General features: G+C 66.5%; 22 protein-coding genes. 19 read left to right on the top strand and 3 right to left on the bottom strand.

What is annotated here, in order from left to right; translation table 11 throughout:
• Position 1: 1 nt before the first annotated feature.
• Both ACZYZ7_RS13795 and ACZYZ7_RS13790 read left to right on the top strand, forming a co-directional pair.
• Complete coding sequence (locus ACZYZ7_RS13795; RefSeq protein ID WP_135451363.1) at positions 2-1,159, top strand: hypothetical protein; 1,158 nt, start codon at positions 2-4, stop codon at positions 1,157-1,159.
• Between the two features lie 83 nt (positions 1,160-1,242).
• Positions 1,243-1,746 (top strand): pyridoxamine 5'-phosphate oxidase family protein, encoded by a 504-nt coding sequence (locus ACZYZ7_RS13790; RefSeq protein WP_135451364.1) that lies wholly within the window; start codon positions 1,243-1,245, stop codon positions 1,744-1,746.
• Here ACZYZ7_RS13790 and ACZYZ7_RS13785 read toward each other — a convergent pair.
• Entirely contained in the window at positions 1,743-2,711 is a 969-nt protein-coding gene (locus ACZYZ7_RS13785) for a pirin family protein (RefSeq protein ID WP_463741150.1), read from the bottom strand. The genes ACZYZ7_RS13790 and ACZYZ7_RS13785 overlap by 4 nt on opposite strands.
• A 45-nt stretch (positions 2,712-2,756) precedes the next feature.
• On the opposite strand from ACZYZ7_RS13785, the gene ACZYZ7_RS13780 reads away from it, so the two are divergent.
• Positions 2,757-3,020, top strand: coding sequence for a DivIVA domain-containing protein (locus ACZYZ7_RS13780; protein WP_450070928.1), 264 nt, complete (start codon positions 2,757-2,759; stop codon positions 3,018-3,020).
• A 236-nt stretch (positions 3,021-3,256) separates the two neighbouring features.
• On the opposite strand, the gene ACZYZ7_RS13775 is transcribed toward ACZYZ7_RS13780, so the two are convergent.
• Positions 3,257-3,550, bottom strand: a complete 294-nt coding sequence (locus tag ACZYZ7_RS13775; RefSeq protein ID WP_135451367.1) for a WhiB family transcriptional regulator — start codon at positions 3,548-3,550, stop codon at positions 3,257-3,259.
• A gap of 386 nt (positions 3,551-3,936) precedes the next feature.
• Here ACZYZ7_RS13775 and ACZYZ7_RS13770 point away from each other — a divergent pair, with 386 nt between their 5' ends.
• Complete coding sequence (locus ACZYZ7_RS13770; protein WP_135451368.1) at positions 3,937-4,719, top strand: helix-turn-helix domain-containing protein; 783 nt, start codon at positions 3,937-3,939, stop codon at positions 4,717-4,719.
• Between the two features lie 12 nt (positions 4,720-4,731).
• On the opposite strand, the gene ACZYZ7_RS13765 is transcribed toward ACZYZ7_RS13770, so the two are convergent.
• Positions 4,732-6,213, bottom strand: coding sequence for a MinD/ParA family ATP-binding protein (locus tag ACZYZ7_RS13765; protein WP_463741149.1), 1,482 nt, complete (start codon positions 6,211-6,213; stop codon positions 4,732-4,734).
• Positions 6,214-6,605: 392 nt separating this feature from the next.
• Here ACZYZ7_RS13765 and ACZYZ7_RS13760 point away from each other — a divergent pair, with 392 nt between their 5' ends.
• The 15 genes from ACZYZ7_RS13760 (at position 6,606) to ACZYZ7_RS13690 (ending at position 23,015) form a co-directional block, all read left to right on the top strand.
• A complete protein-coding gene (locus tag ACZYZ7_RS13760) occupies positions 6,606-8,153 on the top strand; it encodes an EspA/EspE family type VII secretion system effector (RefSeq protein WP_463741148.1) in 1,548 nt (515 codons plus the stop codon).
• Between the two features lie 31 nt (positions 8,154-8,184).
• On the top strand, positions 8,185-8,496 hold the full coding sequence (locus ACZYZ7_RS13755) for an ESX-1 secretion-associated protein (RefSeq protein WP_135451371.1): 312 nt from the start codon (positions 8,185-8,187) through the stop codon (positions 8,494-8,496).
• 15 nt (positions 8,497-8,511) lie between these two features.
• Positions 8,512-9,360, top strand: coding sequence for an ESX secretion-associated protein EspG (locus tag ACZYZ7_RS13750; RefSeq protein ID WP_450070923.1), 849 nt, complete (start codon positions 8,512-8,514; stop codon positions 9,358-9,360).
• A gap of 14 nt (positions 9,361-9,374) precedes the next feature.
• A complete protein-coding gene (locus ACZYZ7_RS13745) occupies positions 9,375-9,917 on the top strand; it encodes a YbaB/EbfC family DNA-binding protein (RefSeq protein WP_463741147.1) in 543 nt (180 codons plus the stop codon).
• Complete coding sequence (gene eccA, locus ACZYZ7_RS13740) at positions 9,910-11,634, top strand: type VII secretion AAA-ATPase EccA (protein ID WP_450070921.1); 1,725 nt, start codon at positions 9,910-9,912, stop codon at positions 11,632-11,634. Before ACZYZ7_RS13745 ends, eccA begins: the two co-directional genes overlap by 8 nt.
• Positions 11,635-11,637: 3 nt before the next feature.
• A complete protein-coding gene (gene eccB, locus ACZYZ7_RS13735) occupies positions 11,638-13,080 on the top strand; it encodes a type VII secretion protein EccB (protein WP_463741146.1) in 1,443 nt (480 codons plus the stop codon).
• Positions 13,077-15,305, top strand: a complete 2,229-nt coding sequence (gene eccCa / locus ACZYZ7_RS13730; protein ID WP_450070919.1) for a type VII secretion protein EccCa — start codon at positions 13,077-13,079, stop codon at positions 15,303-15,305. Before eccB ends, eccCa begins: the two co-directional genes overlap by 4 nt.
• A gap of 2 nt (positions 15,306-15,307) precedes the next feature.
• Positions 15,308-17,059 carry a type VII secretion protein EccCb gene (eccCb, locus tag ACZYZ7_RS13725; protein ID WP_450070918.1) on the top strand — a complete coding sequence of 584 codons (1,752 nt, stop codon included), beginning with the start codon at positions 15,308-15,310 and terminating at the stop codon, positions 17,057-17,059.
• A gap of 180 nt (positions 17,060-17,239) precedes the next feature.
• The gene (locus ACZYZ7_RS13720) at positions 17,240-17,533 is read left to right on the top strand and encodes a PE family protein (RefSeq protein WP_450070917.1); all 294 of its coding nucleotides are present in this window, start codon (positions 17,240-17,242) and stop codon (positions 17,531-17,533) included.
• Positions 17,534-17,568: 35 nt separating this feature from the next.
• On the top strand, positions 17,569-18,897 hold the full coding sequence (locus ACZYZ7_RS13715; RefSeq protein WP_463741145.1) for a PPE family protein: 1,329 nt from the start codon (positions 17,569-17,571) through the stop codon (positions 18,895-18,897).
• An 89-nt stretch (positions 18,898-18,986) separates the two neighbouring features.
• Entirely contained in the window at positions 18,987-19,289 is a 303-nt protein-coding gene (locus ACZYZ7_RS13710; protein WP_450070915.1) for a WXG100 family type VII secretion target, read from the top strand.
• A 31-nt stretch (positions 19,290-19,320) separates the two neighbouring features.
• Positions 19,321-19,608 carry a WXG100 family type VII secretion target gene (locus tag ACZYZ7_RS13705; RefSeq protein ID WP_450070914.1) on the top strand — a complete coding sequence of 96 codons (288 nt, stop codon included), beginning with the start codon at positions 19,321-19,323 and terminating at the stop codon, positions 19,606-19,608.
• Positions 19,609-19,738: 130 nt separating this feature from the next.
• Positions 19,739-21,166, top strand: coding sequence for a MinD/ParA family ATP-binding protein (locus ACZYZ7_RS13700; RefSeq protein WP_463741144.1), 1,428 nt, complete (start codon positions 19,739-19,741; stop codon positions 21,164-21,166).
• The gene (gene eccD, locus ACZYZ7_RS13695) at positions 21,163-22,695 is read left to right on the top strand and encodes a type VII secretion integral membrane protein EccD (RefSeq protein ID WP_463741143.1); all 1,533 of its coding nucleotides are present in this window, start codon (positions 21,163-21,165) and stop codon (positions 22,693-22,695) included. Before ACZYZ7_RS13700 ends, eccD begins: the two co-directional genes overlap by 4 nt.
• 146 nt (positions 22,696-22,841) lie before the next feature.
• Positions 22,842-23,015 (top strand): hypothetical protein, encoded by a 174-nt coding sequence (locus tag ACZYZ7_RS13690; RefSeq protein ID WP_463741142.1) that lies wholly within the window; start codon positions 22,842-22,844, stop codon positions 23,013-23,015.
• Positions 23,016-23,106 lie beyond the last annotated feature (91 nt).

Here is a 23,106-nt window from a genome sequence, read left to right as displayed (position 1 = left end):
CATGAGCAAATGCCCGCGGTGCTTCACCCCGCTGAGCCCGAACAACCACCTGTGGACGCTGCCGGCCCAGGCCGGCGGCACCCGCTACCGCGACGACGTCGCCTCCGCCTACGTGGGTGCACCCGCCGATTGCGGCCCGCTGTACACCTGGACCCGCGCGGCCGGCTATCACGGCCCGCCGCCGCCGCCGTCCGAGGCCAGCCGGGCGCTGCAGGGAGCGGCGGTGGAGATCTGCCCGGTCTGCCATTTCACGCTTCCCGAGGGCTTCCGGGAAGGGCACGCCATCTGCATCGCGCTGGCCGGTGCGCGTGCGACGGGCAAGAGCCTCTACATCGCCGTGCTGATCAAACAGCTGGAATTGTTGTGCGAGAAGTTCGGTGTCGTGTTGGAACCGGTCACCCGCGCCACCGCACAGAACTACGCCGCCAACTACGAGGGCCCGCTGTATGTTCAGCGCGGTCTGTTGCCGCCCACTCCGACGGTGCACACGCAGGCTCCGAATCAGCGTGAGCCACTGGTGTTCTCGGTCGGTGTGTGGCACGGGGTGCGCCGGTTCCTGGTGCTGCGTGATGTCGCAGGCGAAGACCTGGAGAACGGTGACCTGCGGGCGCCGCCCTTTCAGTTCTTCGCCCACGCCGACGCGGTGTTCTTCATGTTTGATCCGTTGCGGGTGAAGTCGATCCGCGACCAGTTGCAGGATCTGCTGCCGCCCCAGCCGTTCATCGGCGGGGAGCCGCGCTCGGTGCTGGGCAATCTGCTGTTGGCGGTCAACCCGGGCCAGCCCAAGCTGGCGGTGATCCTGTCCAAGTTCGACGTGCTGCGCGCGCTGCGCGACGTGCAGGGTTCGGAGTGGGCGTTGGTCATGTCCAACGGCGGAGCGGCGTTCCTGCGCGACACCTCCGACGGCGAACACTACGACGATGTGGACGGCCGGCTGCTGCACCAGGAGGTGCGCAGCCTGCTGGTGCGCTTGCACGGCGGAGCGATCGTGTCGACCGTGGAGAACCCGTCGGCCGGTGCGCGGTTGGCCAGCCGGTTCTTTGCGGTGTCGGCGCTGGGGCATCCGCCCACCGGAAACCGTCTGCACGCCAGGGGTATTGCGCCATTCCGGTGCGTGGACCCGGTGCGCTGGGTGACCTCGCAGTTCGGTGTGTTCTAACCGAACCGTCCGGTTGGCGACCGCGTCGGTGAGCGGTTGAGGACGCGTGGCTATGGTGAGCTGACCGAGCAGAGAGGTGACAGGTGGGCAAGAACGAGCGCACGAAGATCGTCATGAGCGACGACGAGATCGCCGAATTCGTCGAACGCAGCCGAACCGCGACGATGGCCACGGTGCTGTCGAGCGGCCGACCCCACCTGGTGGCCATGTGGTACGCGGTGCTCGACGGTGAGATCTGGTTCGAGACCAAGGCCAAGTCGCAGAAGGCGGTCAACCTGCGCCGCGACCCGACGATCACGGTGATGATCGAAGACGGCGACACCTACAACACGCTGCGCGGCGTGTCGATCGACGGCACCGCCGAGATCGTCGATGACCCGGAAACGATTCTGCGCGTGGGCATCAGCGTGTGGGAGCGCTACACCGGGCCCTACACCGAGGAGATGCGCCCGTTCGTCGACCAGATGATGAACAACCGCATCGCGGTACGGGTGGTGCCCACTCGGCAGCGCAGCTGGGACCACCGCAAGCTCGGGCTGCCCGAGATGCCGGTGGGCGGCAGCACCGCGCAATACTTGAACGTCTAGCCCGAAGGGCGCGGGCGCGGCTTGAGCCGGCCATTGGGCAAGGGCGGTGCGGGTAGCCGCGCGATGTGGCCTTCGTACCCCTGCACGTCGCCGAACCGTGCATCGTTGGCCTGCCACAGTTCTCGGTAGATGGCGATGTCGTCGTGGCTGCGGCCGACGAAGTTCCACCACATCACCAGCTCCTCGGTGAAGGGTGGCCCGCCCAGCAGGATTGCCCGGGCCGGGCCGTCGCCGCGGTTGGCCAACTGCAGTTGTGCGCGCCCCGGGGCCTGGTAGGCCAGATCGGCGATCGCCAGGGTGGTACCGCACACCTCGATCGCTCCCTGGTCGAGCAGCACCCCGTGTTCGAAGGCCGGGTCGACATCCAGCGTCAGCACCGCACCGGGAACCAGGTCGATCTGCGCGCCCAACAGTGGCGTGAAGGTGTGCACCGGCGACGATGAGTCGGCGAGCTCGCCGAGGAATACCCGGATGGTGGCGCCGCCGACGGTTTGTGGCGGCGGCGCGTAATGGGCGAAGTCGCGGTCGGTGTCGCGGGCGGCGTCGGGCAGCGCCACCCACAGCTGCACACCGTGAAGGATCGTGGTCTCCGGCGTCGAGACCTCCGAGTGGCAGATTCCGGCGCCCGCAGTCATCAGGCTGAGCTCGCCGGGACGCACCATGGCGTGCACTCCTGCGCTGTCGCGATGCTCGATCAGCCCGTCGAAAAGCCAGCTCACCGTTTGCAATCCGGTGTGCGGATGGGGCGGCACGTCCATGCCTCTGCCGGCGGTTCGGACGTCGTGCGGACCGTAGTGGTCGGCGAAACACCAGGTGCCGATCATGGACCGGTCCCGCTGCGGCAGGGTGCGACGGACGAGCATCGCGCGCGGGCCGCCCAGCGGTACCTCGCGCGGGTGCAGGACCCCGGTGAACTCCGAGTTGGCGCACGTGACTTCGGCAGGCGCCGTATCGGTATTGCTCATGAACCTCACGGTAACCGCGTTCAGCCGGGACCACGCGCGGTTAGCATGACCGGCATGACCGGGGGATTGACTGCCGAAGATGTTCGCGGCGCTGAGCTTTCGAAACCGCCGCTGGGTAAGCGGGGCTATGACAAGAAGTCGGTCGACGACTTCCTGGCGTTGGTGGCCCGCCGGCTCGACGGACGCGGACACCTCGATGCCGATGACGTCCGCAATATCGCGTTCCCCAAGCCGCCGCTGTTTCAGCGCGGCTACGACGAGGACGAAGTGGATGCTCTGCTCGATGCCGTGGTCGCCACGCTCGCGTAGGAGCCGAAGGAGAAGTTGGGGGACGGTGCCGTCACTGCGCCTCTCGGCGAGTGGTCGCTCGAAGCGACGGTTCTGGTGTGGGGCCCGGGGCAATGCCCGACACCGTCCCCGGGTGTAACGGCACACCCCGGGCCCCTATTCCTCCCCCAGTGGAAAACCTGTCCTTGCCCTGCCGTCCCCTCGAATCGGCAGGGCAAGGGCCAGACAAAAGTACTGGTGTTGCGCCGGCCGGCGGATCAGGCGGCTTCGTGGAAGACCAGGCCCAGCTTGCGCACGGGGTAGCCGTTGCGCTCGGCCAGCGATCGCAGCTGCTTCAGCGCGAAGCTGCGGCCCCGGCCCCCCTCGGGAACCGTGATGCCGGCCCAAAGTCCCTCAGCGCGGGGCAGTTCGCAGGCTTCGCGGGCACACAGCCACCGCCGCGGGCATTCCCGGCAGATGACCTTGGCCTGATCGTCGGGGGTGGAGGTCCACCGCTCCGGGTCACTGGTGCACACGCCGAGCGGGATGCCGTTGGCCATGAGTGCGTTCATGCTGCTGCTCCTGTTAGGACTTTTGTTGCGGTGTGTACCGCGTTGCGGGGAACGCTATAGCAAGAACCGTAGCGATGCAACAGTTTGATTGAAACCGCAGCGGTGCAACGCTACGGAAATTTGCATTGGTAACGATGGTGGATCACCAGGGGAAAGTCCGCTTGGATCTAAAACCGCACGTCAGAACGCCGATAGGTACCTGTATGTACCCGTAGCGGGAGATCGATTTGTCCGGTCAAGAAGCCGTAGCATCGGAGTTGTTTGCTGTGGATGCGAAAAACCCAAGGTGTAGCGGTGCTTCGGTCTGGGGTTAGGATTGACGGGTCCCGGCAACCGCTTCAGCACTTCGGCTGAGGCTGAGCACATTGGCGAGGAAACAGCCCCGTATGACCGACGCTGAGTACGACCTCGCCACCGGCGAGTTCGATGTCGGACTTATTCGCGCTGGTGCTGCAGCTGCGGCCAGGCGTCGCGAACTCGACATCAGCCAGCGCAGCCTCGCCGCCGACGGGATCATCAACGCCGGAGCCCTCATCGCGTTCGAGAAGGGCCGCAGCTGGCCCCGCGAGCGCACCCGGCTCAAGCTCGAAGAGGTGTTGCGCTGGCCGCCGGGCACCATCGCCCGGCTGCGCCAGGGCGGGCCGGTACCCGATCCGGCGATGCCGGCACCAGCACCCGTGGAACCGCCGACCGTCGTCACCACGCAACCGCGGTTGACGACCACGCCACCGGCCAGCGACGAGGTACCGCTGATCGCCCAGGCGGTCCTGACGGCGGTGAACACCCTGGAGTCGACGATCGCCACGCTGCCGGCCGTGGGAGAACCCGAGTTCACCCCGCGGGTGACGTCCGTGCTGGCCGATCTTCGTCAGCTCGAGGCGGTGGCCGCTCGAGCCGCGCGGCTCAGCATGGTGACTCCGGCACTGATCAAGGCGCTCAGCGCGGTGCGACGCCAGATCGACGAGCTGACCACGCTGGCCGCCACCGCGCCCGGAGCCACCCTCGGGCAGCGCCTGTATGCCGCCCGTCGGCAGGCGAACCTGACGATCGGTGAAACCGCAACGGCTGCAGGTGTTTCAGAGGACACCGTGGCCCGCGCCGAGGCGGAATACCCCGTCGACGCCCCCGCGGTCCATGCTCTTGAGGCACTGATCGGCGCGATGCGCTGATCAGCGGACCGGCTAGCGGTCCCGCCGATCGTCGTGGGTCGGGAAGTGCTCGGCCAGTGCCGCGGCGATCTCCAGGAACCGGCGCCGGGTCGGGGTCGACATCTCTCGCGGATCGACGACGCCGCCGGGACGCAGATGCCCGTCGAAAGGCACCTCGATCACTCGCTGACCCTGACCGGAGAACTGTCCGGCCAGGATGGTGCGCGTGCGTTTGTCGGCGTGGCCGTCGGAGTCGTTGAGCACCACGACCGTGCGCTGCAGCAGGTCTGTCATCTCGTGGGCGGCCAGCCAGTCCAGCGTCTGGCCGGCCGTGGCGGCGCCGTCCACCCATGGCGAGGACACCACGATCAAACCGTCGAGATCGCGCAACACTTCCTGGGTCACCGGCGAGTCCATGGTCGAACTGCAGTCCACCACCGAGATCGAGAAATGCCTGTCGAGTCGGGTGGTGGCCTCGCGATAGATGGCCGCGTCGAGCACCCGGCGGCGAGCCGGCGTGCCCTCGCCGGCCAGGACGAACAGCCCGGCGGCGTTGTTGCCGACGCGACTGCGCACATCGGCGAACGAATCCAGGTGTTTGTCGTTGGCGAGCTCCCAATACGAGCTCTGCGCCTGGGGGTCGACGCGGCTGCCGAGCTTGCCGAAGGACGTGTCGGCGTCGATGGCCACCACGCGATCGTCCTGGCGCAACTGGGCGAAGATCGATCCGACGCTGGCCGAGACGGTGGTCTTGCCCACCCCGCCCTTGCCCATCACCCCGACCTTGTAATGGCCGCGGAGGAGCCCCTTGATCTTGGCCTCCAACTCGGCCTGACGAAGGTCCTCGGGTGACGGGCCGGGGTTGACCAGCCCGAACGTCGCCCGATACACGAACAGTCGCCAGCCACTGCCCGGCGGCTGCCGCTTCGGCGGCACCAGGTCGTTGACCCGGATGCGGTCGGCGTAGGAGCCGGTAGGCAGTGGCGGCACGCCGGGTGCGCCACCCGGATCCGGCGCGAATCCGCCTTCGGTAGGCCAAGGTTGGCCGGGTGGTGGTCCGTAGGGCTGCTGCGGCGGGCCCCCGGGCCCGGGCGGACGCTGGGACGGAAGCTGCCAGCCCGGCGGGTGCTGGTCCCACGCATCGGGTCGGGCATCCGGATGGCCCATGTTGGGCGGAGCCTGGTTCGGCGGTGCTTGACGGACGTCGCGTGGCGGCGGGGGTGGTGCCGGCGGCGGGGGTGCCTGCTGCTGTGGCTGAGCGGGTGGTGCCTCCCGGAACGTGCTGCGGGCGCGCTCGGCGTCGGGGTCGGTCGGTACGCCCTGCGACGGCCCGGATTCGTTGGGCTCAGTGGTTTCCGCTGCCTTCGACGGCACGAAATTGACCGGAGCGCGTCCGGGGATCGACGGCGGCTCTGGCGGCTTGCGTCGGGTCGGACGGGTATCGGGTTCGAAATGAGATTCCTCCGGACCCGTCCAGCCGAGCTCTCTACGCAAGGTGTCGTCGGGGTCGGGCACGCCTGAATCTCCTCCGGAACGCAACACAAGGGAACTTTGACCGTGCTCAAGTATCGACCACAACCAGTCCGGCTTGCATGATCCGCCCACAATCGGCCCGAAGTTACGCTGCAGCAAATTCGGGTGGCAAACTCGGCGCGCGCCAAAAGCGAGGGGGAATCCGCGCCGGCAGGCATGGCGAAGTGCCCCGGTATCGCCACACCCCACACCCCGCGCAGGGACGGTCCGCACCCGGTTGGACACCTCGGGGAAAATGCTTTCCCAACTGCAATAAACCATGGTCCGAGGGGGTTCCGGGGCCGCTTGTTCGGCGCCGTCGGAGGGCTGAAATTGGTGCGCTGACCGGGTCAGATGCGCTGGTAATCTCTGTTCCGGCGAAGGGGATACGGGGCATGGGACTGCTGGGCGATATTGCCGAGTTCGGCAAAGGCGTGATCGAGAACAATCTGAAGTGGACCGAGCGCGCCGCCAAGGTCGGGGAGTTCATCGCCCGCAACACCGTGGGTGCCGAACTCGAGCAGGTCGCCAAGTTCGGCGGCCAAATCGTCGCCCTCAGCCAGAACGCCGCCAACTTTTTCGGATCGCGGATCGGCCGGCGCCTGATCAGATCGGCCCGGTCGCCCATCCTGGCCGCCGGTCAGCAGACCATCGCGTCGATGAAGAAGAGCACCGGAGTCGGCGATCCGGAAGACGGACAACGCTTCGGTACCGGGGCCGACAAGATGGACGCGGTCGGGCAGGTGCTCGTGTCGGCATTCCCGGATGACAGTTGGAACAGCGGTGGCGCCAGCGCCTACGCCGGCCGCAACGCCGAGCAGGTCGGCCGGGTCCAGACCATGCTCGGGTTGGACACCATGGTCGCCGGGGTACTGTCCGCCGAAGCCGGCCAGATCGCGGTCACCAGGGACAGTCTTGACGGGCATTCTGACTGGCTGGGCGCGATGAGCCTGCTCACCACGAGCGCGGGCATCATTCCGGGTTTCGGTCCGGCGGCCCAAATGTCGGCCGAATTCGCGATGGTGGCCAAGGCCGTTGGCGACTCGAGCGGCGATCTGAAGGCCCTGTGTGGGCATATCGACCAGAACGCAGCCGTATTGCGCAGCGCAGCAGCGCAATACGAGGCCCTGGCGGGTGGCGCCGCCCCTGTCGGCGCGGAGTCCGTGCCCGCGGCCGGCGACCCCGAGGCGTCCGCCGCGCCGGAAGATGCCTGCCCCGGTGCATCGGAAGGTCCCTGGGTCGCGGCTCCCGCTGGCTCCACATCCGGTGAAGGAGGAGACGCCCCGGGCGGTGGCGGCGGTGGCGCACCCACGAGCTTGTCGGGGCCGATGTCAGCTCCCTCGATGCCGTCGAACATGCCGGCCACGGGGGCCGCGCCGTCCGCAGCTGCGCCGTCGGCACCCGCGGCCTCCGATGCCGCCGGCGTGCTCGGCGGAATTCTGGGCTCACTGATGGGCCCGCTGAGCGGAATCCTGGGCGGCGTGTTGCAGGCGGCCACCCAGGCAGGGACACAGGCGGCCCAGATGGCCGGGCAGGCGGGTGGCACAGGCGCTGACGACGCCCAGCTCGGGAAGGCGTCGGGAGGTGCGGGCTTCGACGTTGATGACAAAGATGACGAAGACCGCGAGAAGGACGCCGAGGACGAGAAGGCGGACGAGAAGGACGGCGAGGACAGGGGGGACGGGCCCGACGAGGGACAGGCAGGAGGCCCGTCTGACGCGGATTCTGCGGGTGGACCGGCTGATCCGCTGGACGCCGGGCGGGATGACAAGCCTGCCAAGACACTGCCGCCTGACCTGGAACCCGTGGCTGCCGGCGGCGGCGTGGCGGGTCCGGCTCCGGTGCATGTCGGGGTGGATTTCGAGCAGGGCCAGCTGCACATGGCAGCGGCGGCTACATTAGATCGCGGTGTACCCGGATCTGCGGCCGTGATCGACAGGTAAGAATCCGGGGACAGGGATCGAGGGGAATTTCATGGCGGGTGATTTGCGGGTTGCCACCGCGCATTTGTATGAGCTGTCGGCCAAACAAGGCCAGGCCGCGACCAGTCTGACTATCGCTACCGGGGTGGTCGATGGTGTCGACGCCTCGGTGCGGGTCACGCATGGGCCGATTTCGTCGTCGACGGCCACGGCCGTCGTGGCCGCGCTCAATGCGCGCCGAGCTGCCGGAACCGGTATGGCCAGTGTGTCGCGGAACCTCGGGGAAAAACTCACCCGCGCAGCGGGTGGGTATGACCGGACGGATTCGACGATGGGCGACGCCATCTGTGGAACTGCTCGGTAGCGGCGGAGCGGACTCATGACCAATCCGTACAGCGCTGACGCGAATACGCAGGCGATCGACGATGTCGTCGGGGTCGAACTGACCATCGACGGGATCCTGGTGGTCGCCGACAAGCTGGGACTGACCGATTTCCCGCCGTCGATGGGAATCCGGCTGAACATTCCGCAACCCGACCTGCGCAAGACTGTGTGGGAACAGGTCGAGCGGGATCTCACGGCCCAGGGTGTGCTGGATGTCTTCGGCACCCCACACCCGGAGGTGGCCGCCATGCTCGACACCTTGAGCCGGCCCGACCGCACACTGGAGGGGCGCTGGTGGCGCCGCGATGTGGGCGGAAAGATGATCCGGTTCGTGGTGTGCCGCAAGGGCGGTCGGCATGTGGTCGCCGCCCGCGACAACGACATGCTGGTGCTGCAGCGGGTGGCCGCGCAGGTGGGTCTGGCCGGCATGGTGATGACGGTGCTCGGAGAAGGCATGCCTGCCAGTGTCGAGCCCTTGACCGGTGTCGCGGCGACGCTGGCCAATTGCCGGACCGCCGACGAGCTGACCGGTTACGGGATTCCGCCGACCTCGGCGCGGGTGTACGCGAACATCATCTCCGAACCCGAGAGCTGGGTGGAACTCGTGGTGTCCGAGCGGAATCCGGGCGGCACCACTGCTCAGGTCGACGTGGCCGCAGGTGTGCTCGATTCCAAGCAGGGGCGCATCGTGTCCATCCCGCGCAAGGTGAACGGGGAGCTCTACGGCAGTTTCCTGACCGGAACCAAGGACAACCTGCAGCGGGCCCTGGAAGGGTTGATCGAGTTCCTGCCGTCGGGTTCATGGTTCGACAAGTCCGAACCGGATAGCTCCTACCTGCACTGAGAGAGGCCGCAACGGTGGGTGACTTTCCGCCACATCATCCGGACGACGATGACCACGACTATGACAACCGCTCGGTGCCGGAATTCTCGTACCCGGAAGAGGATTCGGACGCCGCGGGTCTGGATGCGCTCGGGACGTACGACGGCGACGGAGTTGTTTTTGGCGCTGCCATATCTGGCGGCGCAGAATCTGACGCTTTCGTCGACGAGGACGAGAATCTTGCAGTTCCACTGTTCATCGTCACCAATCCGCCCGAATCCGTCACGGTGACGGCGTTCATGGACGGCAGGGTGCATCGGATCGAATTGGCTCCCAAAATCACCAACCTGACCGAACGGGATCTTGCCGAGGAGATCCTGGTGATCGCGGGCCTGGCAGCTCAACAGGCCAAGTCCGCCCAGTACGCGTTCATGCTCGCGGGAATGCGCGAGCTTGGGCACGACGACGCGGCGACCCGCGACTTTCTGACTCGCGACCTGGATCTGCTCACCCCCGAGCAAGCCGATGATGCTCGGGCCCAGGTCTTTTCGACTCGCTATGGAGGCGATCATGGTTGACCACCTCGCTGGGATGTTCGGCTCGGCCGTCGGGATGCTGAGCGGTTCTCCGGCGCGTTCACTCGAGATATTCACCGAGATCACCAATTACGACGAATCCGCGTGTGACGCATGGGTGGGCCGGATCCGCTGCGGTGACACCGACCGGGTGACGTTGTTCCGGGCCTGGTATTCACGCTCGAACTTCGGTCAGTTGGCCGGCTCGGCCGAGATCTCGATGAACGGTGTCGGCGCGCGGATCCCGATCGGCGGCATCTACGGGAAGGACATCTCCTACCCGATCAACTCGCCGCTGGCGATCACCTTGGGTTTCGCGGTGCAGGAGGCGTCCGAGGGCAACTACGCCGACGCCATGGAGGCGTTGGAAGATGCCCCGGCCGGCGGGTCCGAGCATCTGGTGTCCTGGGTCAAGGCAGTGATCTACGGTGCGGCGCAACGCTGGACCGATGTGATCGACCAGGTGCGCGGTGCCGAGCAATGGCCGGACAGTTTCCTGGCGGCCGCTGCAGGTGTGGCCCATGGCGTGGCGGCGGCCAATCTCGGGCTGTTCACCGAGGCAGACCGCCGCCTCACCGCCGCGGACGGTACGCCGGCAGCGGCCGCCTGTTCACGTGCCATCGCCTGGTTCCTGGCGATGGCCCGGCGCGCCCAGGGCAACGAAGAGTCGGCGCAGGTTCTCCTGGAATGGCTGCAGGCGAACTTCCCTGAGCCCAAAGTCACTGCGGCGCTGCGTGATCCGGCGTATCGACTGGAGACCACCACCGCTGAGAAGATCGCGGCCCGTACCGATCCGTGGGATCCGTCCAGCGTGGTGGCCGATACCTCGGGGCGCGACAAGCTGCTGGCCGAGGCGCAGGCCGAACTGGACAAGCAGATCGGCCTGAGCCGGGTCAAGGAGCAGATCGAGGCCTACCGGGCGGCGACCCAGATGGCCCGGATCCGTGCCGCGCGCGGCATGAAGGTGGCCCAGACCTCCAAGCACATGATCTTCGCGGGTCCGCCCGGTACGGGTAAGACCACGATCGCGCGGGTGGTGGCCAACATCCTGGCCGGCCTCGGGGTCATCGCCGAGCCCAAGCTGATCGAAACCTCGCGTAAGGATTTCGTCGCGGAGTACGAAGGCCAGTCGGCGGTGAAGACGGCCAAGACGATCGATCGCGCCCTTGGTGGCGTGCTGTTCATCGACGAGGCCTACACCCTGGTGCAGGAGCGCGACGGCCGTGCCGACCCGTTCGGTACCGAGGCGCTGGACACCCTGCTGGCCCGGATGGAGAACGACCGCGACCGTCTGGTGGTCATCATCGCCGGTTACAGCAACGACATCGACCGTTTGTTGGAGGCCAACGACGGTCTGCGTTCCCGGTTCGCCACCCGTATCGAGTTCGACTCGTACTCCCCCGACGACATTGTCGAGATCGCCAAAGTCATTGCCAAGTCCAATGATTCGTGGCTCGATGATGACGCCTGCAAGCGGGTCAACGAGGCGGCCGCGTTGTTGAGTCAGCGCACGCTCAACAACAAGCCGGCGCTCGACATCGCCGGTAACGGTCGCTACGCACGGCAGCTGGTGGAAGCCGGTGAGCAGAACCGCGACATGCGGCTGTCCCGGTCGCTGGACTTCGAGAGTCTGGGTGTCGAGCAGCTCAGTGAGATCAACGGAGAAGACATGTCGGCGGCGATCGCGGCGGTGCACAGCCGCCTGAATATCGGCGAATAGGCGATGGCAGGCTTCCGGCTCACCACCAAGGTTCAGGTCAGCGGCTGGCGTTTTCTGCTGCGCCGGGTCGAGCACGCGATCGTGCGCCGGGACACCCGGATGTTCGACGATCCGCTGCAGTTCTACAGCCGTGCGGTGTTCGCCGGGATCGTGGTCTCGGTGCTGATCTGCCTGGGCGCGGCCATGCTGGCGTATTTCAAGCCACTGGGCAAGCAGGGCAGCGACCAGCTGCTGGTGGATCGCACCACCAATCAGCTCTACGTGATGTTGCCCGGCAGCAACATGCTGCGGCCGGTGTACAACCTGACCTCGGCCCGGTTGGCGCTCGGCAATTCGGGCACTCCCGCTGCGGTGAAGTCCGAAGAGCTCAACCGGTTGCCCAAGGGGCAGCCGATCGGCATCCCCGGTGCGCCGTATGCCACCCCGACGGGTGCGCCCGCATCGCGCTGGACGCTGTGCGACACCGTGGCCAAGCCGGACAGCTCGGCACCCAAGGTGGAGTCCTCGATCCTGATCCGGTCGCTGGCAACGGATGTCGCGGTCGGCCCGATGCGACCGAACCAGGGCATGCTGGTGTCGTTCGAGGGTGGCAACTGGCTGGTCACCGCGGAAGGCCGGCACAGCATCGACCTGGGCGACCGGGCGGTGAGTTCCGCGGTGGGTATCCCCGTCACCGCGAAGGCCAGCCCGGTCTCGGAGGGGCTGTTCAACGCAATGGCCAACATGGGCCCGTGGCAGCTGCCGGCGATTCCGGCCGCTGGTGCCCCGAATACCGTTGGGCTGCCGGAGAATTTGGTGATCGGGTCGGTGTTCCAGACGGCCACCGAATCCGATCCCCAGCACTATGTGGTGTTGCCGGACGGGGTGGCCCGGGTGAATCCCACGACCGCTGCGGCCCTGCGCGCCACCAACTCCTACGGACTCTTGCAGCCGCCGTCGGTGGAGGCCAGTGCGGTCGCCAAGATCGCGGAGCAGGTGTATGCCTCGCCGTTGCCGGACAAGCCGCTCGAGGTGCTGTTGCGTCAGGACTCGCCGGTGCTGTGCTGGGCCTGGCAGCGCGAGCCGGGCGATCAGGCACCGAAGACCACCGTCATCGCCGGCCGCCGGCTGCCGCTCCCGTCGTCGGCGGTCGGCACCGGGATCGACCAGATCGGCGGCGACGCAACGGTGTACATCGAGGGCGGCCAGTTCGTGCGGCTGCAGTCGCCGGATCCGCGGGTGGGCGAGAGCCTCTACTACATCGACCCGCAAGGGGTGCGGTACGGCATCGCCAATGACGATGCCGCCAAGAATCTGGGCTTGTCCGGTTCGGTGAACGCACCGTGGCAGGTCGTCGGGCTGCTGGTGGAGGGCCCGGTGCTGTCGAAGGACGCGGCGCTGCTTGAGCACGACACGCTGCCTGCCGACCCACATCCGCGCAAAGTCGAAAGCAAGCAGGGCTCATGACCACCAAGAAGTTCACCCCGACGATCAAGCGGGGGCCGCGGCTCACCCCGGGCGAGATCAACGTCGCCGCGCCGGATGACCTCGGGATCGAGATCCCGCCATCGGGAATGCAGAAGGCCATGCCCTGGGTCATGGGCGGCTGCATGCTCGGCATGATCGCGATCATGATCTTCACGGGCGTGCGTCAGCTGTCGCCCTACATGCTGATGATGCCGTTGATGATGATCATGGGCACCGTCGGTGTGATGGGCGGCGGTGGTGCCGGCGGCAAGAAGGTCCCCGAGATCAACGCCGACCGCAAGGAATACCTGCGGTACCTGGCCGGGCTGCGTACCCGGGTGACGTCGTCGGCATCGGCGCAGGTGGCCTTCTTCGGTTACCACGCACCGCATCCCGACGATCTGCTCTCGATCATCGGCACGCACCGGCAGTGGTCCCGTCAGGCCAACTCGGACTTCTACGCCGCCACCCGGATCGGCATCGGTGCCGAGATCGCGGTGGACCGGTTGCTCAAGCCGAACACCAGTGGCGAGCTTGCCGGTCCGCAGGGCGCTCCGCAGCCGCACCTGGAGCCGGTCAGCCATATGTGGGTGACCAAGTTCCTGCGCACTCACGGCCTGATCCAGGATTGCCCGAAACTTGTTCAGCTGCGGACATTTCCGACCATCGCCGTGGGTGGCGACATCGATGGCGCCTCGGCGTTGCTGACCGCGATGATCTGTCATCTGGCGGTGTTCCATCCGCCAGACCTGCTGCAGATCCGGGTGCTCACCGACAATCCAGAAGATCCGAACTGGTCCTGGCTCAAGTGGTTGCCGCACGTTCAGCACCAGACGGATACCGACGCGGCCGGGCCCACCCGCCTCGTCTACACCCGCCCCGACGGCCTGAGCGATCTGACCGCGCGCGGCCCGCACAGCGCGGACGCCGCGCCCGGCGGCCCGTATGTGATCGTGGTGGATCTGACCGGTGGCAAGGCCGGGTTCCCGGTCGACGGCCGGGCCGGGGTCACTGTGCTGACCCTGGGTAATCACCGCGGCTCGGCTTACCGGCTGCGGGTCGACGCCGACGGGACAGCCGACGACAAGCTTCCGAACCAGAACTACCGCGAGGTGACGCGGGTCGTCGACCGGATGACCCCGGCGCAGGCCGGCCGAGTCGCCCGCAAACTGGCCGGCTGGTCGATCACCGGGACGATCATCGACAAGAACGTCCGGGTGCAGAAGAAGGTCTCCAAGGAATGGCATCACCTGGTGGGTGCCAAGTCGGTGGAGGAGGTGACTCCGGCGCGTTGGCGGATGTTCACCGACACCGACCGGGACCGGCTCAAGATCCCGTTCGGCCACGAACTCAAGTCCGGCGAGGTGATGAAGCTGGACATCAAGGAGGGCGCCGAGTTCGGTGCCGGCCCGCACGGCATGCTGATCGGTACCACCGGCTCGGGTAAGTCGGAGTTCCTCCGGACCATGATCCTGTCGCTGGTGGCCACCCACCACCCAGATCAGATCAACCTGCTGCTCACCGACTTCAAGGGCGGTTCGACCTTCCTGGGTATGGAGAAGCTGCCGCACACCGCGGCCGTCGTCACCAACATGGAAGAGGAAGCCGAACTCGTCGGACGTATGGGCGAGGTGCTCACCGGTGAGCTCGACCGGCGTCAGCAGATCCTGCGTCAGGCCGGTATGCAGGTGGGTGCCGCGGGTGCGCTCTCGGGTGTGGCCGAGTACGAGAAGCACCGCGAGCGTGGTGCGGACCTGCCACCGTTGCCGACGCTGTTCGTGGTGGTCGACGAGTTCGCCGAGCTTCTACAGAACCATCCGGACTTCATCCAGCTGTTCGACCGGATCTGCCGTGTGGGTCGCTCGCTGCGCGTGCACCTGCTGCTGGCCACCCAGTCGCTGAACACTGGCGGTGTCCGGATCGACAAGCTCGAGCCGAACCTGACCTACCGAATCGCGTTGCGTACCACCAGTTCCTCGGAGTCGAAGGCGGTGATCGGTACTCCGGAGGCCCAGTACATCACCAACAAGGAGAGCGGCGTCGGGTTCCTGCGAGTGGGCATGGAAGACCCGGTGAAGTTCAGCACCCTCTACACCGGCGCCAACTATGTGCCCGAGGTGGAGGACTCCGTGGACGGCGAGGCCAGACCGCGGGAGAAGCGGCAGACCCGGGTGCGGATTCATCAGTTCACGACGACCCCGATTTTTGATACGGCGGTGAGTTAGCGATGAGTACAGACGCCGAACCCAGGGTGTTGCGTGAGGTGGTCCTCGGGCAGCTGGGCACTGGTGAGAGCCGCGCCTACAAGATGTGGCTGCCGCCACTGACGGATCCGACGCCGGTCAACGAACTGATCGAGCGGGACCACCAGCGGCAGCCGCTGCGCTTCGCGTTGGGAATCATGGACGAGCCGCGCCGGCACCGGCAGGACATCTGGGGCGTCGACGTGTCGGCGGCCGGCGGCAACATCGCGATCGGTGGCGCACCGCAGACGGGGAAGTCGACCTTCCTGCAGACTCTGATGCTCTCGGCCGCGGCCACCCACACACCGCGGCAGGTGCAGTTCTACTGCATCGACCTCGGCGGTGGTGGCTTGATGTACATGGAGGAGCTGCCGCATGTGGGCGGCGTGGCCACCCGTGCCGAGCCGGACCGGGTCAACCGGGTGGTGGCCGAGGTCAAAGCGGTACTGAGGGCCCGTGAGCAGGTCTTCAAGCAGTACCGCGTGGGGTCCATCTCGTCCTACCGCGAGATGCGGGAGGACCCGAACAATCCGGCTGCCCAAGATCCGTTCGGTGACGTTTTCCTGGTGATCGACGGCTGGCCGGCTTTCGTGGCCGAGTTCCCCGATCTGGAACCGACCGTGCAGGATCTTGCCGGCCAGGGTCTGGCGTACGGCGTGCACGTCATCATCTCCACACCGCGCTGGACCGAGCTCAAGTCACGTGTGCGCGACTACCTGGGCACCAAGGTGGAATTCCGCCTCGGCGACGTCAATGAGACCCAGATCGACCGGATCACGCGGGATATCCCGGCCAACCGGCCGGGCCGGGCCGTCTCTCTCGAGAAACACCATCTGATGATCGGAGTCCCCCGGCTGGACGGCGTCCACAGCGCCGCCAACATCGTCGATGCGATCTCGGCCGGCGTACAGGAAGTGGCCTCGCGCTACACCGACCAGGCACCGCAGGTTCGGGTGCTCCCAGAGAAGATCTACCTCCATCAGCTGGATCCGAACCCGCCGGGAGCCGATGCCGATTACCGCACCCGTTGGCAGGTGCCGCTGGGCGTGCGCGAGTCCGACCTCACGGTTGCGTACAACCAGATGAACATGACGCCGCATCAGCTGATCTTCGGTGCCCCGAAGTCGGGCAAGACCACGATCGCCCAGGCCGTGGCCAAGGCGATCTGCAGCCGGAACAGTCCCGACCAGGTGCGGTTCATGCTGGCTGACTACCGGTCCGGGCTGCTCGACGCGGTGCCCGAATCGCATCTGCTCGCTGCCGGTGCGATCAACCGCAACAGCGCCTCGCTGGAGGAGTCGATCAAGGCGCTGGCGGTCAACCTGAAGAAGCGGTTGCCACCGCCGGACCTGACCACCGCGCAGCTGCGGGCCCGGTCGTGGTGGACCGGTCCGGACATCGTGTTGCTGGTCGACGACTGGCACATGATCGTCGCGGCTGCGGGCATGCTGTCGCCGATGGCGCCGCTGGGCCCGCTACTGCCCGCGGCCGCCGATATCGGCCTGCACATCATCGTGACGTGCCAGATGAGCCAGGCGCACCGGGCCACGATGGACAAGTTCGTGGGCGCTGCTTATGGCGCCGGTTCGCCGACCTTGTTCCTCTCCGGCGAGAAGAACGACTTCCCGTCGCGGGAGATCATCGTCAAGAAAAGGCCGCCTGGCCAGGCATTTATGGTCGGGCCCGATGGCAAGGAAGTCATTCAGGCGGCCTACGTCGATCCACCCGCGGAATAAGTGTTCTCAGCACCCCAATAGGGCGGTTAGTATTTATCCAACGCACTCAGCAACGCTGGCGGCGGCCCGCCAGCAAAGGGATCGGGGGACAGATTCCTTGGCGACTTGGCAAACTTCATGCCAGGTCGATCTTGAGTGCTTGTCCCTGGTTATTTGCAATCGAAACAGGGGAGCAAGCAAATGGAACCGTTGATGCACAACCCGGGCGCCGAAGGTGTTGCGGCACAGGTGATCGCAAACGCAGCCCGTGGTTTGGCCGGTGGCACCACCGCCACTGCCGCCGTCACCGCGCTGGTTCCGGCCGGCGCTGACGAGGTCTCGGCGATCGCCGCCATGGCCTTCGCCAGCGAGGGTGTCGAGGCTCTGGCGGCGAACTCGTTCGCCCAGGAGGAGCTGACCCGGGCGGGCGCCGCGTACCAGGAGATCGCGGGCATTTACAACGCGGTCGACGCCGCCCAGGCGACCACGCTTTAGCAGGCACGATTCGTCGAAGTTAGGGTCATCCAGTAATGGTTGCGGTACCGCCCGTCCCACCGACCTGGTTCGCGTTGCCTCCAGAGGTCAACACAGCACGCTTGATGGTCGGTGCCGGCCCGGCACCGATGCTCCAGGCGGCCACCGGTTGGGAGGGCCTGGCAATCCTGCTGGAGACTCAGGCAGACGAACTCGCCGGGGCGCTGAGCACCCTGACGTCGGTGTGGAGCGGCGGGGCGAGCGAGCGAGCTGTCTCCGCAACCATGCCGATGATCATGTGGCTGCGGACGATGGCATTGCAGGCGCAGAAACGGGCCTTGCAGGCCGGTGCGCAGGCAAGCTCGTACACGTTGGCCCTGGCGACAACTCCGCCGATTCCCGAGATCGAGCAGAACCACGTCACGAACGCAGTCCTGAACGCCACCAACTTCCTCGGTATCAACACGATGCCGATCGGCCTCAACGAGATGGACTACTTCGTCCGGATGTGGAACCAGGCCGCCGACGCGATGGAGGCGTACCACGCCGAAACCACCATGAACCTGCTGTTCGAGCCGATCATGCCGATGACACCCATCGTGCTGCCCGGGATCGGCGAGACGACCGCGGCAGCGGCGCTGGCGTCGACGGCACCGCGGACTGCCATGGGCATGATGCGCAACGCCATGATCGAGGGCCTCGGCGCACTGGCCACCGTCGAATCGGTGGGTTTGGTTGGCGGCAACGCTGCCGCGCAGGCCAACCATGCCGAGCAGCGGGCGGTCGGTGCGGCGGGCAAGGCCGAGAACGCCGGGCAGCAGGAGAAGGACCCGACTGAGAAGAACCCCATGCAGCAGGGCATGCAGATGGTCATGCAGATGGGGCAGCAGGCTGGGCAGATCGCGGGGCAGATCCCGCAGATGCTCCAGAGCCCGATGCAGGCGATGACGCAACCGCTGCAGCAGGTGACGCAGATGGTGAGTCAGTTCTCCAGCATGGGGGGCAGTGACCGGGGTATGCAGGTCGGGCTGATGGGGGCGATGCCGTTCTCGAACCATCCGCTGGCCGGAGGCGCGGGCCCGAGTTCGGGTGCCGGTCTGGTGCGCGCGGCGTCACTGCCGGGTGCGCTCGGATCTCCGCCGCGTACCGCGCTGTTGTCCAGCATGCTCGGTATCAGCGGGGAGGCCAAACCGGCCGTGTCCGCTGCCGCCGCGGGCGCAGCGGGTCCGATGGCACCGGTCGGCAGCGGTGCCGGCGGAGGTGGTGGTGCACCGGTGCACGCCGCCAAGAACAACGAAGAGAAGAGCGGCGAAACCAAAGACGGATTGGTCGCGCCGACCGCTCTCACATACGACCAAACGGAAGACGCAGACGACGATTGGTAGTCGTCCACGACAAGACTTTCCGGCCACCCGGCCGGAGGACTCGCCAAAACTTTTCTGGTGAGGACAAGGAAAAATAAGGGGAATCCAACATGGCACAGATGAATACAGATGCCGCCGTCCTCGCCAAGGAGGCTGCCAACTTCGAGCGCATCTCCGGTGAGCTGAAGAGCGTCATCGCTCAGGTCGAGTCGACCGGTGGCTCTCTGGCGACGCAGATGCAGGGCCAGGCCGGCACCGCCGCTCAGCAGGCACTGATCCGGTTCCACGAGGCTGCTGACAAGCAGATCCAGGAGCTGAACGACATCTCCAACAACATCCACACCTCGGGTACGCAGTACACCAGCACCGACGACGATCAGGCCGGAAACCTGGCCTCGTCGATGAACATCTGACCTAGCTGACCTCAAGAAACGGAGACAAGACATGACAGAACAGGTTTGGAATTTCGCCGGTATCGAAGGCGGAGCCAGTGAGATCCAGGGTGCCGTCGGCACCACCGCCGGCCTCCTGGACGAGGGCAAGGGTTCGCTCGCCTCGCTCGCCTCGGCGTGGGGTGGCTCGGGTTCGGAGGCCTACCAGGCCGTTCAGACCCGTTGGGACAGCACCGCCAACGAGCTGAACTCGGCTCTGCAGAACCTCGCCCAGACGATCAGCGAGGCTGGACAGACCATGTCCCAGACCGAGTCCGGCGTCGCGGGAATGTTTGCCTAGCAACGGGCAGCAACACGCATGCGTTTGGTGGGCGGGTGCTCGGTCTATCTGGTGATGGCCGAACCCGCCCACCGCTTGTGCTTGGGTGTAAAGATCTAATCATCTGTATTTGACAAATTGAGGGGTCCCCATGTCGGCCGACTATGACCGGCTCTTCCACTCGTCTGAACCGGGTAAACCGGTCGACGATGCCACCGCAATCGTGGACAGAGATGCCATTCTGAAGGCCGCCGCGGCCGCGCCGCCACCGCCGGTCCCGGTTGGGGAAACCAGTTCCACGGACGTTCCCGTGGCCCCCACGGGGGCAACCCAAACTCAAGCGGCCGCGCAGCCGCGGCATGCGGATACCACTCCGCAGATGCCTGCGCCGATGCCGCCGCCGCCGGCGAGCGCGCCGCAGTGGCCGCAGAACTCGATGCTGCGGGCCCCCCAGCAGCAGCAGTTCGGCCAGGGCGCACGTCACGAGCAGGCCCGCACCCTGCCCGGCCCGGCTCCACGCGTCGCGCCCGGCCCGGCGCCGTCACAGTTCGCTGACCTCGATCCCGAGGTCAGCGGCCAGTGGCGGGCAGGTCAGGCGATCCCGTCCCCGGCTGCGCCCGGCCCCACCTCGGCGGCCTCGATGGGCAACCACCGTGCCATCGACGCGCTGTCGCATGTCGGGGTGAAAACCGGTGTGAAGATGCCGTCCCAGCGTGGATGGCGGCACTGGCTGTATCTCACGACGCGGATCAATCTCGGTCTGTCGCCCGATGAGATCTATGAACTTGAATTGCACGGCCGAATTCGGCGCAATGCCCGTGACTCGTACCAGATCGGCGTGTTCGGTTTGAAGGGCGGCGTCGGCAAGACCGCGGTGACCGTTGCACTCGGGTCGGCGATGGCCAAGGTTCGCGGCGACCGCATCCTGGCGATCGACGCCGACCCCGACGGCGGCAATCTGGCCGACCGGGCCGGACGGCAGTCCGCGGCGACGATCAACGATCTGCTGGCCGACCAGGAACTGTCGCGTTACAACGACATTCGCGCCTACACGAGCATGAACGGGTCCAACCTCGAAGTGCTGTCCTCCGAGGACTACAGCGGCGCGCAGCGCGAATTCAACGACGACGACTGGAAGGGCGCCACCTCCGTGGTGTCGCGCTACTACAATCTGGTTCTCGCCGACTGCGGCGCCGGCCTTTTCCAGAAGGCCTCCCGCGGTGTGTTGTCCACCGTGTCCGGCATGGTCATCGTGGCCAGCGCCTCGATCGACGGCGCCCGCCAGGCCGCCATCACGATGGACTGGCTGCGCCAGAACGGATATCAGGATCTGCTCGGCCGGTCCTGCGTCGTCATCAACCACGTCAACCCGGGTAAGCCCAACGTCGACATCGAGGACCTGGTGCAGCAGTTCGAGCGCCACGTACCCCCGGGTCGTGTCATCGTGCTGCCGTACGACAAACACATCGCCGCCGGCACCGAGATTCAACTCGAGTTGCTCAGCGACACGTTCCAGCGCCGCATCACCGAGCTGGCCGCTGCCCTGTCCGACGATTTCGACAGGCTTGAACGCCGTTGACCGCGACCGCAGCAACCGCTGATTCATCGACCTCGGCGCCGAACAAGCCGTCCACCACCAGGGTCACGATCCTCACCGGCAAACGGATGACCGATCTGGTGCTGCCGGCAAGTGCGGCGATCGAGACCTATATCGACGAAACCGTCAGTGTGCTGGGCGATTTGCTCGAGGACACGCCGAAGGACACCCTCGCGGGTTTCGACTTCTCCGAGCAGGGCATGTGGGCGTTCGCCCGCCCGGGTGCGCCGCCGTTGAAGGCCGACGAATCGCTGGATGATGCCGGAGTGGTCGACGGTTCGTTGCTGACGCTCGTTTCGGTCAGCCGCACCGAGCGGTACCGCCCGCTGGTCGAGGACGTGATCGACGCGATCGCCGTGCTCGACGAATCACCGGTGTTCGACCGCACTGCATTGAATCGCTTTGTCGGCGTGGCGATCCCGGTGGTGGCCACGGCAATCACCGCGATGTCGTTGGTGTCCTCGAGTGGCGCCGGCCAGGGCTGGTGGTGGGCGGTGGCGCTGGGGTTGTTCGGCCTGGGCCTGCTCGGCGGAAGCTTCGCTGCCCAGAGCCGTTACGAGAACCTGGATCTGGCCGAGAGCCTGCTACTGGGCGCGACGATCGTGTTGGGCGGTGCCGCAGCGCTGGCCGTGCCGTTGCCCTACGACGCGGATTCCCTTGGTGCGCCACAACTCGCCGGTGCAGGCGCGGTGGTGCTGTTGGTGACGTTGGCAACCCGCGGTGGGCCGCGTCGTCGCGCTGACGTGGCTTCATTCGTCGCCATCTTGGCGATCGCGATCACCGGCGCCGCGATCACGGTCGGGTACGGCGGAGCGAGCTGGGTGCCCGCCGGTGCCATCGCGTTCGGATTGATCGTGGTGACCAACGCCGCCAAACTCACTGTCGCCGTTGCCCGTATCGCCCTGCCGCCGATCCCGGCGCCCGGTGAGTCGGTGTCCAACGACGAGCTGCTCGACCCGGTCGTCACGCCGGACGAGGTCGACGACGCCTCGCCCACATGGAAGGCGATCATCGCTTCGGTGCCGGAATCGGCCGCACGCCTGCAAGAGCGCAGCCAGCTGACCAGCCAGCTGTTGATCGGTTTCCTGTCGGCTGGTTCCCTGGTGCTGTCGGTGGGTGCCATTGCGGTTGTGGTGCAGGGGCATTTCTTCGTACACAGCATGATCGTGGCCGCACTGGTGGCCGTGATCTGTGGCTTCCGGTCGCGGCTGTATGCCGAGCGGTGGTGCTCCTGGGCACTGCTCGCGGCGGCAATCGCCGTGCCCACGGGTGTGATGGTGCGCCTGTGCCTGTGGAATCCGGGTAACGCCTGGTTGGTGCTGGCGGTATACACGGCGGTGGGTCTGGTCGCAGTGATCGCGGTGGGGGCCACCGATAGTGGGCGTCGGGTGTCACCGGTGACCAAGCGAATTCTGGAGCTGACCGACGGAGCCGCGATCGCCGCGGTGATTCCACTGCTGCTGTGGATCGCCGGCGTGTACGACCTGCTGCGAAACCTGCGCTTGCACTGAGGCTTACACTCGCGGGGGACCGAATCGGGTGACGGATTTCGGGTCGACCCCGGTGCGCTGACCAGTGCCGAAACTGTTTATGGCACTGCGGCGTCGGAGGTGTCCGTACGCAAAGTGGACCTCCGCTCTACTCGGCTGCCAGTGGCGTGGCGGGGTTGTGGACGGCTGAGGCCATTCGTGCCGCGCCCGCTGCGGTGGTCGAGCAGTCGGGCACCATCGCCAAGGGTGTGACCACCATCGGCCTGGATCTGGCGGCGGCAGCTATGAAATATCGCGGCGCTGAAACTGGGGCTGCTGTGGTTGTCAAAAAGGTGCGCTGAACTCCGTGCGTGGTGCTAGCGGAACCAGCGCACAACCCAAGTTGACGATTCAGATTGTGACAAATCTCTATGGCGTTTAGCTGTAAAATAG

It is taken from the genome of Mycobacterium sp. IDUB_17, from assembly GCF_055419465.1.
The sequence above is the reverse complement of the archived record's forward strand: the minus strand, read 5'-3'. Positions and strand labels throughout refer to the sequence as shown.

Coding starts and splice junctions, on each gene's coding strand:
- ACZYZ7_RS13795 (WP_135451363.1), top strand. CDS start 2: ATGAGCAAATGCCCGCGGTGCTTCACCCCGCTGAGCCCGAACAACCAC.
- ACZYZ7_RS13785 (WP_463741150.1), bottom strand. CDS start 2,711: ATGAGCAATACCGATACGGCGCCTGCCGAAGTCACGTGCGCCAACTCG.
- ACZYZ7_RS13780 (WP_450070928.1), top strand. CDS start 2,757: ATGACCGGCATGACCGGGGGATTGACTGCCGAAGATGTTCGCGGCGCT.
- ACZYZ7_RS13775 (WP_135451367.1), bottom strand. CDS start 3,550: ATGAACGCACTCATGGCCAACGGCATCCCGCTCGGCGTGTGCACCAGT.
- ACZYZ7_RS13770 (WP_135451368.1), top strand. CDS start 3,937: ATGACCGACGCTGAGTACGACCTCGCCACCGGCGAGTTCGATGTCGGA.
- ACZYZ7_RS13760 (WP_463741148.1), top strand. CDS start 6,606: ATGGGACTGCTGGGCGATATTGCCGAGTTCGGCAAAGGCGTGATCGAG.
- ACZYZ7_RS13755 (WP_135451371.1), top strand. CDS start 8,185: ATGGCGGGTGATTTGCGGGTTGCCACCGCGCATTTGTATGAGCTGTCG.
- ACZYZ7_RS13750 (WP_450070923.1), top strand. CDS start 8,512: ATGACCAATCCGTACAGCGCTGACGCGAATACGCAGGCGATCGACGAT.
- eccA (WP_450070921.1), top strand. CDS start 9,910: ATGGTTGACCACCTCGCTGGGATGTTCGGCTCGGCCGTCGGGATGCTG.
- eccB (WP_463741146.1), top strand. CDS start 11,638: ATGGCAGGCTTCCGGCTCACCACCAAGGTTCAGGTCAGCGGCTGGCGT.
- eccCa (WP_450070919.1), top strand. CDS start 13,077: ATGACCACCAAGAAGTTCACCCCGACGATCAAGCGGGGGCCGCGGCTC.
- eccCb (WP_450070918.1), top strand. CDS start 15,308: ATGAGTACAGACGCCGAACCCAGGGTGTTGCGTGAGGTGGTCCTCGGG.
- ACZYZ7_RS13720 (WP_450070917.1), top strand. CDS start 17,240: ATGGAACCGTTGATGCACAACCCGGGCGCCGAAGGTGTTGCGGCACAG.
- ACZYZ7_RS13715 (WP_463741145.1), top strand. CDS start 17,569: ATGGTTGCGGTACCGCCCGTCCCACCGACCTGGTTCGCGTTGCCTCCA.
- ACZYZ7_RS13710 (WP_450070915.1), top strand. CDS start 18,987: ATGGCACAGATGAATACAGATGCCGCCGTCCTCGCCAAGGAGGCTGCC.
- ACZYZ7_RS13705 (WP_450070914.1), top strand. CDS start 19,321: ATGACAGAACAGGTTTGGAATTTCGCCGGTATCGAAGGCGGAGCCAGT.
- ACZYZ7_RS13700 (WP_463741144.1), top strand. CDS start 19,739: ATGTCGGCCGACTATGACCGGCTCTTCCACTCGTCTGAACCGGGTAAA.